Raw genomic sequence first — 14869 nt, 5'->3', positions numbered from 1 at the left:
TTACAGCTAAGAAAGCCTTGCATGTATCCCAAGAACAATGACCTCTCTAACGCCGCGCGCGAGGGTGTAAACCCAAGCCCTAGCTTCCCTGGCGTTGAAGAGAAGATTCTGGCCTATTGGGAGCAGGACGGCACTTTTCAAGCTTCAATCGATCAGAGAAAAGCTGCTGATGCTGAGGAATTTGTTTTCTACGATGGTCCTCCATTTGCGAATGGATTGCCGCACTACGGCCACCTTCTAACTGGATACGCCAAGGACATGGTTCCAAGGTTCAAGACCATGCAGGGATACCGAGTAGAACGTCGTTTCGGCTGGGATACCCATGGTTTGCCAGCCGAAGTTGAAGCCGAGCGCCAGCTCAAAATCTCCGGTCGCCCAGAGATCGAGAAGTTTGGAATCGATAAGTTCAACGCTTACTGCAAAACATCGGTGTTGAAGTACACCGAAGAGTGGCGCAGCTACGTAACCCGCCAGGCACGCTGGGTTGACTTTGATAATGACTACAAGACCTTGGACAAGGATTACACCGAATCGGTGCTGTGGGCCTTTAGTGAGCTTCACAAAAAGGGCCTCATCTACGAGGGCTTCAAGGTTTTGGCTTACTGCTGGCGCTGTGAAACCCCATTGTCCAACCATGAGTTGCGCATGGATGACGAGGTTTACAAGAACCGCCAGGATCAGACCCTAACCGTCACGTTCCCGATCTCTGCGGGGCAGAAGTTGGCCGGAGCGAGACTTTTGGCATGGACCACCACACCGTGGACCCTGCCGACTAACTTTGCGTTGGCCGTTGGTCCAAAAATCGAGTACGCCGTTGTTCCGGCTGGTGCTGACGGTGCAGTTGACGGCGGTCAACCTGGCACTCAGTACGTAATCGCCAAATCGCTGCTCGGTGGTTACGCCAAGGACTTGGGCTATGAGTCTGCAGAGGATGCCCTGGCTGCTGTCTCAGAGGTACACCTCGGTGAAGAGTTGGCGGGTCTGCGCTACGAGCGCCTGTTCGACTACTACGCAGATTCAGAAAAATTTGAGATTGAAAATGCCTGGCAGGTAGTCGTGGCAGATTACGTAGCCGATTCTGACGGCACCGGCATCGTCCACCAGGCTCCGGCCTACGGTGAGGACGACCAAAACGTTTGTAATGCTGCGGGTATCCCAACCTATGTCTCGATCAACGAACGTGGCGAGTTCAACTCCCTGATCACTGACTTCGAGGGTCAGCACGTTTTCGAAGCCAACAAGCCGATTTCTCAGCTACTGAAGACCAATGGGCGGGTGCTGCGTCAGGCAAGCTACGAGCACTCATATCCACACTGTTACCGCTGCAAGAACCCGCTCATCTACAAGGCTGTTTCGTCTTGGTTTGTGGAGACCACAAAGTTGCGCGATCGCATGCTTGAGCTAAATCAGCAGATCGATTGGACTCCTGACCACACCAAGGATGGTTCCTTTGGAAAGTGGTTGGAAAACGTTCGCGATTGGGCCATCAGCCGAAACCGATTCTGGGGCGCTCCGATTCCGGTTTGGAAGTCGGACGATCCAAATTACCCACGCATCGATGTCTACGGTTCTCTGGATGAGATGGAACGTGACTTTGGTGTCCGCCCTGAGGACTTCCACCGCCCGGTTATTGATGAGTTGACCCGACCAAACCCAGATGACCCGACCGGCAAGTCAACAATGCGTCGAGTTCCTGAGGTTCTGGATTGCTGGTTCGAGTCAGGTTCCATGCCTTTCGCGCAGGCTCACTATCCGTTTGAGAACCGTGATTGGTTTGACTCGCACAACCCGGGTGACTACATCGTTGAGTATGTGGGTCAAACCCGCGGTTGGTTCTATACCCTGCACGTACTTTCAACCGCACTATTTGATCGCCCAGCGTTCAAGTCAGCGGTTTCTCACGGAATCATTTTGGGTAATGATGGGCAAAAGATGTCGAAGTCTTTGCGCAACTATCCAGATGTCAACGAGGTTTTTGACCGCGATGGCGCCGATGCAATGCGTTGGTTCCTGCTGTCCAGCCCAATCCTTCGTGGCGGCAATCTAATCGTCACTGAGCAGGGAATCCGTGAGGGTGTTCGTCAGGTGCTTTTGCCTTTGTGGAACACCTATTACTTCTTCTCGCTGTATGCAAACGCAGCAAACTATGAAGCCAAGTGGTCAGTAGACAGCACCGATGTCCTTGACCGTTACCTGTTGTCTAAAGCCCACGATTTGGTTATCGAGGTTGAGCAACACCTGAATCGCTTTGACTCATATTCTGCGACCGGTGCACTGCGCGACTTCGCCGATGTTTTGACGAACTGGTACGTTCGTCGCTCTCGTGACCGCTTCTGGGAGGGCTCTGCAGAGGCCTTCGACACCCTCTACACGATTCTTGAGATTGTCTGCCGTGTTGCAGCGCCATTGCTTCCGATGGTGGCCGAAGAAATTTGGCGTGGCCTGACTGGTGGACGAAGTGTTCACCTTGAAAACTGGCCAGATGCAACCGGCCTGCCGCACGATGCCGCGTTGGTATCAGCGATGGACCAGGTGCGAACCGTTAGTTCTGTGGCCAACAGCCTTCGAAAGACAGCTGGTCTAAGAGTGCGTCTTCCGCTAGCCACCCTCACGGTCGTTACTAAGCAAGCAGCTGATCTCGAGCAGTTCAGCGGCATCATTGCTGAGGAGTTGAACGTAAAGTCGGTCAAGCTGGTCGAAATGTCACTGGACTCGGCCGATGAGTTTGGCGTAGTAAAGCGCTTGACGGTTAACTCTCGCGCAGCCGGCCCTCGAATCGGCAAGAGCGTTCAGGCAGTTATTCAGGCCTCTAAATCTGGTGATTGGTCAGACGCCGACGGCAAGGTCGTGGTCGGTGGGGTAGAGCTAATTGAGGGCGAGTATGCCATCGACTTGGTTGCCAAAGCTGATTCTGGCGAGGAATCTACCGATCACATTGGAATCTTGCCGACCGGATTCTTGATTCTCGACGGCGCTGTTTCGCCGAAGTTGGCAGCAGAGGGCTTGGCTCGCGATGTTATCCGTGCGGTTCAGAACGCCCGTAAAGAGGCTGGCTTGGACGTAAGCGACCGAATCAAACTCACGTTAACTGCTGATGCCGATGTTCTTGCAGCCGTAAATGCGCATGCTGAATTGGTCAAGTCAGAAACCTTGACCCTTGAGCTTGATTCAGTTACCGCGGCGGTCACTGAGGCGACAGTTGCCGTAGGTGAAGGTCAGCAGGTTGCTGTTTTGGTGGAAAAACTTTGAGCGAATTTAGCGAAACCGACCAGTACTGGGAGAACAAAGCCTTAGAGGTTGAGGCCGCGCTGTTGAAGCGCGTTCCAGAGAATCAGATCAGGCCAAGATTAGAGCCAACACTGCGGGCAACCCAACTGTTGGGTGACCCTCAAAAGGCCTACCGCGTTATTCACATCACCGGCACCAATGGCAAAACCAGCACCGCTCGTTTCACCGAGAGGCTTTTGCGGGAACACGGACTTCGAACCGGACGTTTCACAAGCCCGCACCTAGTCAAACTCAACGAGCGTATGTCACTCGACGGAGAGCCAGTCAGCGACGAGCGACTTTATTCGGTCTGGACTGAAATCGAGCCGATCCTTGGCCTAGTTGACGAAGAATTAGCTGCTTCCGGCGACGAGCCGTTGACTTTCTTTGAAGCGCTTGCCGTTTTGGGATTCTCAATATTTGCCGATGCTCCTGTAGATGTTCTGGTGCTAGAAGTTGGTATGGGTGGCGAGTGGGATTCAACCAACGTCGCTGATGGTGATGTGGCTGTGTTTACACCGATTTCCATCGATCACGCCGACCGCTTGGGTGACACCCTTGCTGCAATCGCCAAAACCAAGGCTGGAATTATCAAACCCGGCGCAATCGTGCTGAGCTCAACTCAGTCGGCCGAGGCCTTCGAGCAGCTTGAGGTTCGTGCTGCCGAAGTTGCCGAAAAAATGACTGCCTACGGAGTTGGTTTCGAAGTGCTTTCGTCTGAGCCGAACATCCTTGGCCAGACTGTTTCTATTCGAACTCTTGCCGGCGAGTATCACGACTTGAACCTTGCGGTTCACGGCTTCTATCAGGCTCAGAATGCCGCCCTTGCGGTGGCCGCAGTTGAGGCGTTTCTCGGTGGCGGAGACCAGAGAATTATGGACGATGTCGTGCGTGCTGCTTTCGCTGACTTTTCCTCGCCAGGCCGTTTGCAGGTGGTTGGGCGTGAGCCACTAACCATTCTTGATGCCGCGCATAACCCAGAGGGCGCGAAATCGCTTGCTAAGGCACTGAAAGACGATTTCGGCTCGCCTTACGCAATTGGTGTGGTTTCTATCTTGGCCGAAAAAGATGCTCGGGCTCTCCTCGAAGAGCTTGATGATTCTTTCGTAGAATTTGTCATCACTCAGTCCGCGTCTCCGCGGGCGATACCTGCTGAGGAACTGGCCGTTTTGGCCCGTGAAATTTTCGGCGAGGATCGGGTTCGGGTTCAGTCAAATCCGCAGTGGGCCATGGCTGAAGCCATCCTGCTGCTGCCGGCAGGTCAAGCCGGGGCAATCGTTGCAACCGGCTCGATAACCCTAGTCGGCGAGGTTCTAAAACTAAAACAGATAGAGGCCGAACAAGATGCGTAACCGTTCTACCCAACGAACTCTGGGCTCCATGCTCATGGCTTTCGAGTCATTTGTCGTATTTTTTGCCATGCTCGTGGCTTTTGGTCTCAAGGTTGCCGACGGACCGACTGTCTGGGCCGTGGGGTTGTCAATCTCCTTCCTGCTCATCCTCACACCGGCTGTTCTGGGTAAAAAGTTTTCGTACGCTTGGGGCTGGTTCCTTCAGATTGTGGTCGTCAGCACCGGTATCTGGGTTCCACTCATGTACGTAATCGGCGGTATTTTCGTCTGTCTTTGGGCATGGGCGATGATCGCAGGTAGCACTATTGACAAGGCAAGAGCCGCTTATGAACGCGGACTGGGCGATATTCAGTCGGAGGAACAGTAAATGTCAGAAATTCAGCAAACTCTAGTCTTGGTAAAGCCTGACGGTGTTAAGCGCAACCTCATCGGTGAGATCATCGCTCGATGTGAGGCCAAGGGATATGTTGTTGCCGATCTCAAGAAGTTGACCCCTAGCCGTGATTTGCTGGCGATGCACTACGCCGAGCATGAGGGTAAGCCTTTTTACGAACCACTTGTTGAGTTCATGGGTTCAGGAGATGTTGTTGCCATCAAGCTTGAAGGGCACCGAGTAATCGAGGGGTTCCGTTCACTAGCCGGCGCCACCGACCCAACCGTGGCGGCTCCTGGCACAATTCGTGGAGATTTGGGTCGCGACTGGGGTCTGAAGGTCCAGCAAAACCTAGTCCACGGTTCTGACTCAGAGGAATCTGCTGCCCGCGAACTTGCTCTCTGGTTCTAAGCTTCCAAATTCTCAGTAGCTAGAAACTAAATACCTCTAGAAGAGGGTCGGCCACCACTGCCAAAAGCGGAGCACGATAACTAGGACAATTACCAGCTCAGTGATCAGAGTGAACAGCCAGGCCTTGTCGTAAGCGCGGTCAAAGAAATCTACAAACCTAAGTGGTGTGTCGATGAATCCGTCTTTGGTTCCGAACAGGATTACTTTCCAGAACATCGGAACCATAGCCGCCCAGGCCACCATGCAGTATGGGCACAAGACATTGATTACAAACGAGCTTTGAATAAAAAGCCAAAGAACGAATAAGAAGCCCAAAGTCACGCCCAGGCTGAAAAGCCGCCAGAACCATGCTGCAAACTTTGCACCGCTCAAGATTGCAGCGCCGACTACAACCGGAACTATAAAAGCGCTCAACCCGATCAGCGGGTTTGGAAAGCCAAACAGGGAAGCCTGTGCGGTTAGCATCACCGATTTGCAGGAAATAAACGGACTGATGTCACAGCTCAAGGTTGCATCTGGGTTTGTTGCCACATGGATGCGCTCGAGTGTGAGGGTGAAAGCGGCAATCCAACCCAAAATACCGGTCAGGATCAACGTCCAAGCAAAGCTCTTATTGGGTGTTGACGCAATCGGTTCGTTGCTAATTCCTAGGCTCACCTTTCCAGTATTACACGGCGCTTGGATGACTTTTCGCCTCCGTGGTGTCATACTTAGAGGAGTTGTTTCAGGCCACACCTGAATCGACGCAGATTTCTCAAGAACCAAAGCGTTGAAATCGCGTAAGTCCCATCGGGCAGCGGTAACCGCAGACACAGGTTGCTTGAACACAGATTTGGTTGGCCTCAAAAGGGGTCAGCAACGATTTACGCCTTAGTGCTTGGTGAGTGTGGCCCAGGTAAAGGCAGCTTGGAGTGCACCAGAAATGGTGAATAAACAAAACTTAGACGTACCTGCTACCGATGAAAAGCCAGCACGTGCTCGCCGCACCAAAAAAGTGGTCGAGGCGGCAGTTGAGGCACTAGACATCCTTCAGCTTGAAACCCCAGCTAAAAAGACCCCAGCGCGTCGCGCCGCGGGCAAGAAAACCCAAGACGCACAGCCTGCTTCCATTGAAGAGGTAGTCGAGGCAGCTAAGGCTCCGGCAAAGCGTGCCCCAGCCAAACGAGCTTCCGCTAAAAAGGTTGCTGCACCAGCCTCTGAAGCATCTATCGAGGCAGAAGTAGCCGCGCCGGTTGCGCCACTGGCTCCGATCTCGGCAACCTCACTTATGTTCATGGCTCCAGATCTCCCGACTCCGGTCATCGATGCAAAACGCGGTCGACCAATTCTGGACGAGAGCGACAACGGCGAGAGCCACCGACGCACACGAACCCGCCGCCGCGCTGGTGAAGAGGGCGATGTAGCTGCGGTAGCTCCGAATGCCGTGGTTAAGGTTCGAACCCCACGCGAGCCAAAAGAACCAAGCAATGAGCCAACCCGTGTTAAGGGCTCAACCAGACTTGAAGCCAAAAAGCAGCGCCGTCGCGATGGACGCGATGCCGGTCGCCGTCGCACAATCATCACCGAGTCAGAATTTTTGGCCCGTCGCGAGGCAGTCGACCGCACCATGGTTGTCCGTTCTAAAGACGGCAAAATCCAAATCGGTGTGCTTGAAGATGGAATTTTGGTTGAGCACTACGTAGCCAAGGCCTCTGAGGCCTCGCTGATCGGCAATGTTTACCTAGGCAAGATTCAGAATGTGCTTCCTTCGATGGAGGCTGCCTTCGTTGACGTGGGTCGCGGACGTAACGCCGTGCTTTACTCTGGCGAGGTCGACTGGGAACTTGCCGAGACTGGAAACCAGCCGCGTCGTATCGAGCTGGCTCTGAAGTCAGGCGACACAGTTTTGGTGCAGGTAACCAAGGACCCTGTTGGTCAAAAGGGTGCACGCCTAACCAGCCAGGTTTCGCTACCTGGCCGTTATTTGGTCTACGTTCCTAACGGATCAATGAATGGAATCTCACGTAAGTTGCCAGATTCTGAGCGTGCCCGTCTGAAGAAGATTTTGAAGGAAATCTTGCCTGAGGATGCCGGCGTAATCGTGAGAACTGCCGCCGAGGGTGCGACCGAAGAGCAGCTAACTCTTGACGTTCAGCGTTTGCAGGCCCAGTGGGAAGCCATTAGCAAGAAGGTCGAAAAGGGTCAGGCCCCGGTTCTTCTGCACAGCGAGCCGGACTTGCTGGTCAAAATCGTTCGTGATGTCTTCAACGAAGACTTCCAGAAGATGGTTATCGCTGGTGATGATGCCCGCGAGGTCATCGAAGAGTACCTAAAGTCGGTTGCGCCAGATCTGCTCGAGCGTGTCGAAAAGTATGAAGGTACCCGCGACGTATTTGATGAGTACCGGGTTGGCGAGCAGATTGCCAAAGCTCTTGATCGCAAGGTTTATTTGCCTTCGGGTGGTTCATTGGTTATTGACCGCACCGAGGCGATGACCGTTGTTGACGTCAACACCGGAAAGTTTGTTGGCTCAGGCGGAAACCTTGAAGAGACGGTAACCAAGAACAACCTTGAAGCTGCTGAAGAAATTGTGCGTCAGCTGCGCCTCCGCGACATTGGTGGAATCATCGTTGTCGACTTCATCGACATGGTCCTAGAGTCCAACCGTGATCTAGTACAGCGCCGTCTGATGGAATGCCTAAGTCGTGACCGCACCAAGCACCAGGTTGCCGAGGTAACCTCACTGGGTCTGGTTCAGATGACTCGAAAGAAGCTCGGCATCGGACTTCTTGAGGCCTTCAGCGAGCCATGTGAAGCATGTGCAAGTCGCGGTGTGATTGTGCACCACGAGCCAATTATGCGCTCCAAGAACCACGTACTCGATGATTCCAAGCCTCAGCAGAACCAGCAGGGCCAGGGTAAAAAGCGCAACCGCGGTTCAAACCAAAAGCAAGAGGTCGCCAAGGTCGTGACTCCTGAGCGAGCGGTTGAGTTGAACAGCGTGATTACCAAGATTGCTGCTTCTACGGTGGCAGCACATGAGGCTGCCGGCGAAGAGTCGCCTATTTCATTGCCTACAGCCAAGGTCGTTTCAGACGCGCAGCCAAAGGTTGAGACCGAAAAACTTCTGGAGGCAGTCCTTGAGGCGCTTCCAGAGCCTAAAGCTCCGGGCCAGGGCCGACGCAAGCCGCGTCGTGCAACTAGCGCCGGTGCCGCGGCACCCGCTGAAAATTCAGCAAATCAGCAAACTGCCGAGTAAATAGGTTTGACCCCAGCCGTTTGGCAGGGTAGACTAAATCCTCGTTGCCTTGCTGAGTATTCGCATATGCAACAACATAAGACTTTCGAACAAAGGGTAGATCTGTGGTTTACGCAGTAGTCCGCGCAGGCGGCCGTCAAGAGAAGGTGTCAGTAGGCACCATCGTGACTCTCGACCGTATCAAGGCTGACGCCAACGGCAAGATTGAGCTAGCAGCTCTTCTTCTAGTTGATGGCGACAAGGTCACAACCGATGCCAAGGCACTTGCCAAGGTAAAGGTAACCGCTGAGGTCCTAAACGACCTACGTGGTCCAAAGATCATCATCCAGAAGTACAAGAACAAGACCGGTTACAAGAAGCGTCAGGGTTTCCGTGCAGACCTTACTCGCGTCCAGGTCACTGAGATTAAGTAAAGGACTGACACAAAATGGCTTCCAAAAAAGGTGTTAGCTCGACCCGAAACGGCCGCGACTCAAACGCTCAGCGTCTTGGTGTTAAGCGCTACGCAGGTCAAGAAGTAAACGCAGGCGAGATCCTAGTTCGTCAGCGCGGAACCCACTTCCACCCAGGTGCAAACGTTGGCAAGGGTAAGGACGACACTCTGTTCGCTCTTTCAGCTGGCTCAGTTGCATTCGGTACCAAGGGTGGCCGTCGCGTTGTAAACGTGGTTGAGGCCGCTTAGTTTTATTAGTTTTATCGGGAGGCGAGCCTTTGGCTCGCCTTTCCTGTTTCTTGAAACAAATTATTTAGACCTTAGGAGGACATCTTGGTTTCATTTGTCGACCAAGTGACCCTTCACGTGCGCGCCGGCGATGGCGGAGACGGCTGTGTTTCTGTAAAGCGTGAAAAGTTCAAGCCACTTGCTGGCCCAGATGGTGCCGACGGTGGCAAGGGCGGCAGCATCAGCCTGATTTCCGATCCAAACGTCACCACGCTTTTGGATTTCCACTTTCACCCTCACCGCGCTGCTGGTGACGGCGGCGACGGCGCCGGCGATTTCAGAAATGGTCACCATGGTGAAAGCCTCCAGCTTTCGGTTCCAGTAGGAACCGTAGTGAAGGACGCCCGCGGAAGAGTCATCGCCGACCTTGATGAGCCTGGCGTTGAGCTAATCATCGCTGAGGGCGGAATCGGTGGCCTTGGAAATGCCGCACTATCCAGCTCAAAGCGTAAGGCGCCTGGTTTTGCACTGTTTGGTGTACCAGGATGGCGCGGGGACATCATCCTCGAGCTCAAGAGCGTTGCGGATGTTGCTCTGGTTGGTTATCCAAGCGCCGGCAAGTCATCGCTGATCGCGGCGCTGTCTGCAGCCCGCCCAAAGATTGCCGACTACCCGTTCACAACTTTGCACCCAAACCTAGGTGTGGTTCAGGCCGGTGACACTCGATTCACTATCGCCGATGTTCCAGGTCTAATCGAAGGTGCCAGCGAGGGTAAGGGGCTTGGTCTACAGTTCCTTCGCCACGTCGAGCGTTGTGCAGCCTTGCTTCACGTAATTGACTGTGCAACCCTCGAGCCAAACCGTGACCCAATCACCGATTTGGACAAAATTCTCAAGGAGCTTGATGCCTATGAGGTGCCTGAGGGTGAGATTCCGCTTACCAAGCGCCCTCAACTAATTGCACTCAATAAGGCCGATGTTCCTGACGCCAAGGAACTAGCTGAATTCGTTCGACCAGATCTAGAGGCCCGCGGGTACAAGGTCTTCATCATCTCGGCAGTAAGCAAAGAGGGTCTTCGTGAGCTTAACTTTGCCTTGGCCAAGCTGGTTGAAGATGCCCGTCGTGAAAAAGAAGCCGAACCTGTTAAGCCACGCATCCACCTGATGCAGGCAAAGCGCGATGAATCAAAGTTTGAGATTCGTCGCGAGGAAATCGGAGGAGAGGAAATCTTCCGAGTCCTAGGTCCGAAGCCAGAGCGTTGGGTTCACCAAACCAACTTTGCCAACGAAGAAGCGATTGGTTACTTGGCTGACCGCTTGGGCAAGATTGGCCTCGAGCAAGAGCTTTTCAAGGCTGGTGCTGTCGCCGGTTCTACCGTTGTGATCGGTCCAGACAAGGGCATCGTCTTTGACTGGGAGCCTGCGATTGCCTCGAATGCAGAACTAATTGCTGGTCCACGCGGAACTGACGCCCGTTTTGACATGCGCGAACGCCGTACCACCAAGGAACGCCGCGCAACCTACAAAGAACGCATGGATGCTAAGGCAGAATTGCGTGAGGAAATGCGCAAAGAGGGTGTGGCCGGAATTTGGTCAGCACCTGAGGACTTCGAAAAGGAAGACTAATTGGGACTTCAGGACAGAAGCGAACTGGCTGCGGCTAAGCGAGTTGTTGTCAAAGTTGGATCATCTTCAATCAGTGGTGCCAACGAAGGCAAACTTGAGCTGCTAGTAGACGCACTGGCTGCTGCTCACCAGCGCGGCACTGAGGTAATCCTGGTGTCTTCTGGTGCAATCGCGACCGGAATGCCTTTGCTGGGCTTTGAAACTAAGCCTGAAGATCTACCTACCTCGCAAGCCTTGGCCTCAGTGGGGCAAAGCCGACTGATCTCTCGTTACCAGCAGAGCCTCGAGAAGTACGGAATTGTTGCTGGTCAGGTCCTGCTAACTTCTGGTGACCTTGAAGCTCAAGAAACCCGCGAGAATGCACGGCACGCCATGGACAGACTCGTTTCTCTTCGCGTCTTGCCGATTGTCAACGAAAATGACACCGTTGCCACCCAAGAGATTCGTTTTGGCGACAACGATCGGCTCGCGGCACTGGTCGCTGCTTTGGTTAAGGCTGATGCCTTGATTCTGCTCAGCGATGTTGATGCGCTCTACGACATGCCACCGGCAAAGCCTGGTGCCAAGCGCATCGATTATGTCGGCTTTGACGAGGATCTTTCAGGTATTGAAATCGGCGGAAGCAGTTCTGTCGTTGGCACCGGGGGTGCAGTTACCAAGGTTTCTGCGGCACGCATTGCCACCGATTCAGGCGTATCCGTGTTGCTGACCAGCACCGACCTTGTCTCAGAGGCCTTACTTGGTGCCGAGGTTGGCACCTGGTTTGAGTCTGACCCTTCAATCAATAACTAACCCGAATAGGCTAATTCCATGGTTACTGCAATTGAGAAAATTCGCCTCGCGAAGGGAGCTTCGGCTTCTTTGGGTCAGGCATCAACTGCCACAAAAAATGAGGCACTGCGTCAGATTGCTGAACTGCTTCCGGTTCGCGCGGATGAAATCATCGCAGCTAATGCCAAAGACCTTGCCAAAGGCCAGGCTGAGGGTATGACCGATAGCCTCCAAGACCGTTTGAGGTTAGATCACGGTCGAATTCAGGCCATTGCAGACGCCGTTCGAGACATCATCGCGCTACCGGACCCGATTGGCGATGTAATCCGTGGCATGTCTCTACCAAATGCTCTAAAACTCACTCAGGTTCGAGTTCCACTTGGCGTTATCGGGGTAATTTACGAGGCCCGCCCGAATGTGACCATTGACATTGCGGTTCTGGCAATCAAGAGCGGGAATGCAACTGTGCTTAGAGGTGGCCGCGCTGCCGAAAACACCAATGCTGTGCTAGTCGCGCTCCTGCAGGATGCCCTTGCTCTTGCCGGTCTCGACAGTGCCGCGATCCAGACTGTCGACGAGTTTGGTCGAGATGGCGGCGTTGAGATGATGCGCGCGGTGGGTTTGATCGATGTCTTGATTCCACGCGGCGGTGCCGGTCTGATTCGTCAGGTCGTTGATGAGGCCAAGGTTCCGGTAATTCAAACTGGCGATGGAGTCGTGCACATCTACATCGACGAAACCGCACGGTTGGACTGGGCTGTTGAGATTGTGCACAATGCCAAGGTGCAGCGCCCATCAGTGTGTAATGCCGCCGAAACCCTATTGATTCACGAGAATGCTGTGGAGCGGATTCTTCCGGCTGTTCTTGATCGCCTGGCTGAGTCTGGTGTTCGAATTCACGGTGATGAGGCAACTCAGGATGCCTTTTTTGCGGCGATTCCGGCAACAGAAGACGACTGGTCTGCCGAGTATCACGACCTAGACATTGCGGTTCGCGTGGTGAAAGACCTAGATGAGGCCTTGGTGCACATCGCCCAGTATTCGACCAAGCACACCGAAGCGATTATTACCGAAAATGTGACCAACGCAGAGCGTTTTCTGAACGAAGTTGACGCCTCGACCGTCATGGTCAACGCATCGACTCGATTCACCGATGGCGGAGAGTTTGGTTTCGGCGCCGAAGTTGGTATTTCGACCCAAAAGCTTCACGCACGTGGACCAATGGGCCTGCCTGAGCTGACCTCAACCAAGTGGCTAGTCCGCGGAACTGGTCAGGTTAGAGCCTAAAGGTCTCTGGCTAGGTTATTCTGGAATAAGTTCTTAGGAGAAAAATTGAACGCGATTCTTGCAGCAGCAGTTGAGGGTGAGCACGAAGCTTTTGTGACTCTTCCATTCCCAGCCGTTTACTTTGGTGTAATTGCGATGGGTGTGTTCGTGCTTTTGGGTCTGATCACCTGGTCATACCGCGACGTTGCAAACCGTCACGACCACAAGTCAACTGACTCTAACTCACACCACTAAACACTTCGACGGGTTAGCCGAATGAGCCACGCTCGATTGGGAGTGATGGGTGGCACCTTTGACCCAATTCACTACGGCCACTTGGTTGCGGCCAACGAGGTCGCATTCGCGCTGAATCTGGATCACGTTGTTTTCGTTCCGACCGGGCAGCCTTGGCAAAAAAACTCAGTTTCTGATGCTGCTCACCGCTTCGAAATGACCCGGTTGGCGATCGAGGGAAATCCCGATTTCTCAGTTAGTCGGGTTGACGTTGACCGGAGCGGAGCAACTTATGCCGTCGACACCGTGGCAGACATTGCCGCCGAAAACCCAGAAGCTGAACTTTTCTTCATTACCGGTGCAGACGCGCTAGCTGATATCTTTAGCTGGAAGGATCCGGAACGACTCCTGAAACTGGCAAAATTCATCGGTGTTTCGAGGCCAGGTCATGAGCTTTCCGTACCTCGGGGTGCAGAGGACGCAGTGACCTTGGTTGAAATTTCTGCCTTGGCTATCTCTTCAACCGACATTCGCGAGAGAGTTCTTCAGGGTAAGCCAACCAGGTATCTGCTACCGGATGCGGTTCTTGATTACATTACTGAGCACCAACTTTATGAGGGGAACAAGTGACCGACGGTCAGTTCATTACTCGCGAGCAGCTGAGCGAGGCGGCGCGCTTAGGCAAGCCGCTACCCGGCTTTGAGAAGACTCCAACCCAGGCCGTCGAGATCATTGCCTCACCAGCGGTCGACGCTCCTGCCATCGTTGATCTCGAGACGGTTGAGTCAGAAGAAATTGAGCTAGAAGCGGTTGTGCCAGAAGAAGTTGAGGCTGACCAAGAGGAATCCGCACCACTGTTTGATGTTTCACCAAATCTGACCACCGATACGGCTTCGGCAACAATTGTGTTGGATAAGGTTGCCAGCATCGATGACCTATCTGGGGCGATTGGTGAGACAGGTGAGTGGTTGCGCACCGGAGCAATTGAACTGCCACAACTAACCACCAACACCGGTGAGTTCGAGGCGATTCAGGACGCCAATTACACCGATGAAGCATTAGCTATTGACAGTATTAGCGGCTCGGTCTCGAACGTTGAGCCACTTAGTGCCGCTGGGGTAGTGGGTCGCTCAGCCAAGGTTAACGTTGTTCCGGTCAAGCTGGCCAAGGGGCAAAATCAGGTTTATCTGGTTACTACAATCTCTGTGCTTATGGTCACTATGGGCGGATTAGTGCTCGGAGCGTATATGCTTGGTATCTTCAAGTAATCTAAGGACATCGTGACCGCAACCGCTCAAGCAATCAAAACCGCCAATCTAGCAGCCAATGCCGCCGCAGATAAATTGGCCGAAAACATCATTGCTCTCGACATCACAGCGGTAATGCCGCTCACCGACATCTACGTATTGGCTTCTGGCCGAAACGAACGTCAGGTATCGGCAATCTCTGACAACATCGAAGAAGTCATGCTTGAGAACGGCTTCAAGTTGCTACACCGCGAAGGTAAAGAACTAGGGCGTTGGATTCTTCTTGACTTTGGCGATGTTGTTTGCCACGTCATGCATGAAGAAGACCGCATGTTCTATTCACTAGAGCGTCTTTACAGCGACCAGCCAGTGGTTAAGTTGGACATAGTTCCGGCAGCTGAAAACTTGTTGTAAACTATCAAA

Annotated in this window: 15 protein-coding genes; 14 read left to right on the top strand and 1 reads right to left on the bottom strand. The window is 53.5% G+C overall.

Going from position 1 to position 14869, the window contains the following annotated elements; translation table 11 throughout:
- Window positions 1-21 precede the first annotated feature (21 nt).
- Genes ileS through ndk form a run of 4 tightly spaced genes read left to right on the top strand, consistent with a single transcriptional unit; the run spans window position 22 to window position 5403 of the window.
- Entirely contained in the window at window positions 22-3249 is a 3228-nt protein-coding gene (ileS, locus tag OO731_RS03950; protein ID WP_264889741.1) for an isoleucine--tRNA ligase, read from the top strand.
- Window positions 3246-4619: a folylpolyglutamate synthase/dihydrofolate synthase family protein gene (locus OO731_RS03945; RefSeq protein ID WP_264889740.1), complete on the top strand. Its 1374-nt coding sequence runs from the start codon at window positions 3246-3248 to the stop codon at window positions 4617-4619. The genes ileS and OO731_RS03945 overlap by 4 nt, the downstream gene beginning before the upstream one ends.
- Window positions 4612-4986 carry a DUF4233 domain-containing protein gene (locus tag OO731_RS03940; RefSeq protein WP_138275499.1) on the top strand — a complete coding sequence of 125 codons (375 nt, stop codon included), beginning with the start codon at window positions 4612-4614 and terminating at the stop codon, window positions 4984-4986. The genes OO731_RS03945 and OO731_RS03940 overlap by 8 nt, the downstream gene beginning before the upstream one ends.
- Window positions 4987-5403 (top strand): nucleoside-diphosphate kinase, encoded by a 417-nt coding sequence (gene ndk, locus OO731_RS03935; RefSeq protein WP_138275498.1) that lies wholly within the window; start codon window positions 4987-4989, stop codon window positions 5401-5403.
- Window positions 5404-5439: 36 nt separating this feature from the next.
- On the opposite strand, the gene OO731_RS03930 is transcribed toward ndk, so the two are convergent.
- On the bottom strand, window positions 5440-6231 hold the full coding sequence (locus OO731_RS03930; RefSeq protein WP_264889739.1) for a vitamin K epoxide reductase family protein: 792 nt from the start codon (window positions 6229-6231) through the stop codon (window positions 5440-5442).
- Window positions 6232-6325: 94 nt separating this feature from the next.
- Between OO731_RS03930 and OO731_RS03925 the strand changes: the two genes are divergently transcribed.
- From OO731_RS03925 to rsfS, 10 genes are all read left to right on the top strand, one after another.
- The gene (locus tag OO731_RS03925; protein WP_264889738.1) at window positions 6326-8641 is read left to right on the top strand and encodes an Rne/Rng family ribonuclease; all 2316 of its coding nucleotides are present in this window, start codon (window positions 6326-6328) and stop codon (window positions 8639-8641) included.
- 104 nt (window positions 8642-8745) lie between these two features.
- Window positions 8746-9054, top strand: a complete 309-nt coding sequence (gene rplU, locus OO731_RS03920) for a 50S ribosomal protein L21 (protein WP_264889737.1) — start codon at window positions 8746-8748, stop codon at window positions 9052-9054.
- 14 nt (window positions 9055-9068) lie between these two features.
- Window positions 9069-9323, top strand: a complete 255-nt coding sequence (gene rpmA, locus OO731_RS03915; RefSeq protein WP_138275495.1) for a 50S ribosomal protein L27 — start codon at window positions 9069-9071, stop codon at window positions 9321-9323.
- 84 nt (window positions 9324-9407) lie between these two features.
- Complete coding sequence (obgE, locus tag OO731_RS03910; RefSeq protein ID WP_264889736.1) at window positions 9408-10928, top strand: GTPase ObgE; 1521 nt, start codon at window positions 9408-9410, stop codon at window positions 10926-10928.
- Window positions 10929-11720: a glutamate 5-kinase gene (proB, locus tag OO731_RS03905; RefSeq protein WP_138315598.1), complete on the top strand. Its 792-nt coding sequence runs from the start codon at window positions 10929-10931 to the stop codon at window positions 11718-11720.
- 18 nt (window positions 11721-11738) lie between these two features.
- Window positions 11739-12986, top strand: a complete 1248-nt coding sequence (locus OO731_RS03900; RefSeq protein WP_264889735.1) for a glutamate-5-semialdehyde dehydrogenase — start codon at window positions 11739-11741, stop codon at window positions 12984-12986.
- Between the two features lie 45 nt (window positions 12987-13031).
- Window positions 13032-13220, top strand: a complete 189-nt coding sequence (locus OO731_RS03895) for a hypothetical protein (protein WP_138315596.1) — start codon at window positions 13032-13034, stop codon at window positions 13218-13220.
- Between the two features lie 21 nt (window positions 13221-13241).
- Window positions 13242-13829 (top strand): nicotinate-nucleotide adenylyltransferase, encoded by a 588-nt coding sequence (gene nadD, locus OO731_RS03890; protein WP_264889734.1) that lies wholly within the window; start codon window positions 13242-13244, stop codon window positions 13827-13829.
- Entirely contained in the window at window positions 13826-14467 is a 642-nt protein-coding gene (locus OO731_RS03885; RefSeq protein ID WP_264889733.1) for a hypothetical protein, read from the top strand. Before nadD ends, OO731_RS03885 begins: the two co-directional genes overlap by 4 nt.
- 12 nt (window positions 14468-14479) lie before the next feature.
- Window positions 14480-14860, top strand: coding sequence for a ribosome silencing factor (rsfS, locus tag OO731_RS03880; protein WP_138275488.1), 381 nt, complete (start codon window positions 14480-14482; stop codon window positions 14858-14860).
- The last annotated feature ends 9 nt before the right edge of the window (window positions 14861-14869 follow it).

The organism is Rhodoluna sp. KAS3, from assembly GCF_026000575.1.
Lineage (GTDB): Bacteria > Actinomycetota > Actinomycetes > Actinomycetales > Microbacteriaceae > Rhodoluna.
The sequence above is the reverse complement of the archived record's forward strand: the minus strand, read 5'-3'. Positions and strand labels throughout refer to the sequence as shown.

Excerpts from the sequence above, each read along its gene's own strand:
- OO731_RS03900 (WP_264889735.1), top strand. The coding sequence starts at position 11,739 with ATGGTTACTGCAATTGAGAAAATTCGCCTCGCGAAGGGAGCTTCGGCT.
- ileS (WP_264889741.1), top strand. The coding sequence starts at position 22 with ATGTATCCCAAGAACAATGACCTCTCTAACGCCGCGCGCGAGGGTGTA.
- rpmA (WP_138275495.1), top strand. The coding sequence starts at position 9,069 with ATGGCTTCCAAAAAAGGTGTTAGCTCGACCCGAAACGGCCGCGACTCA.
- ndk (WP_138275498.1), top strand. The coding sequence starts at position 4,987 with ATGTCAGAAATTCAGCAAACTCTAGTCTTGGTAAAGCCTGACGGTGTT.
- nadD (WP_264889734.1), top strand. The coding sequence starts at position 13,242 with ATGAGCCACGCTCGATTGGGAGTGATGGGTGGCACCTTTGACCCAATT.
- OO731_RS03925 (WP_264889738.1), top strand. The coding sequence starts at position 6,326 with ATGGTGAATAAACAAAACTTAGACGTACCTGCTACCGATGAAAAGCCA.
- OO731_RS03940 (WP_138275499.1), top strand. The coding sequence starts at position 4,612 with ATGCGTAACCGTTCTACCCAACGAACTCTGGGCTCCATGCTCATGGCT.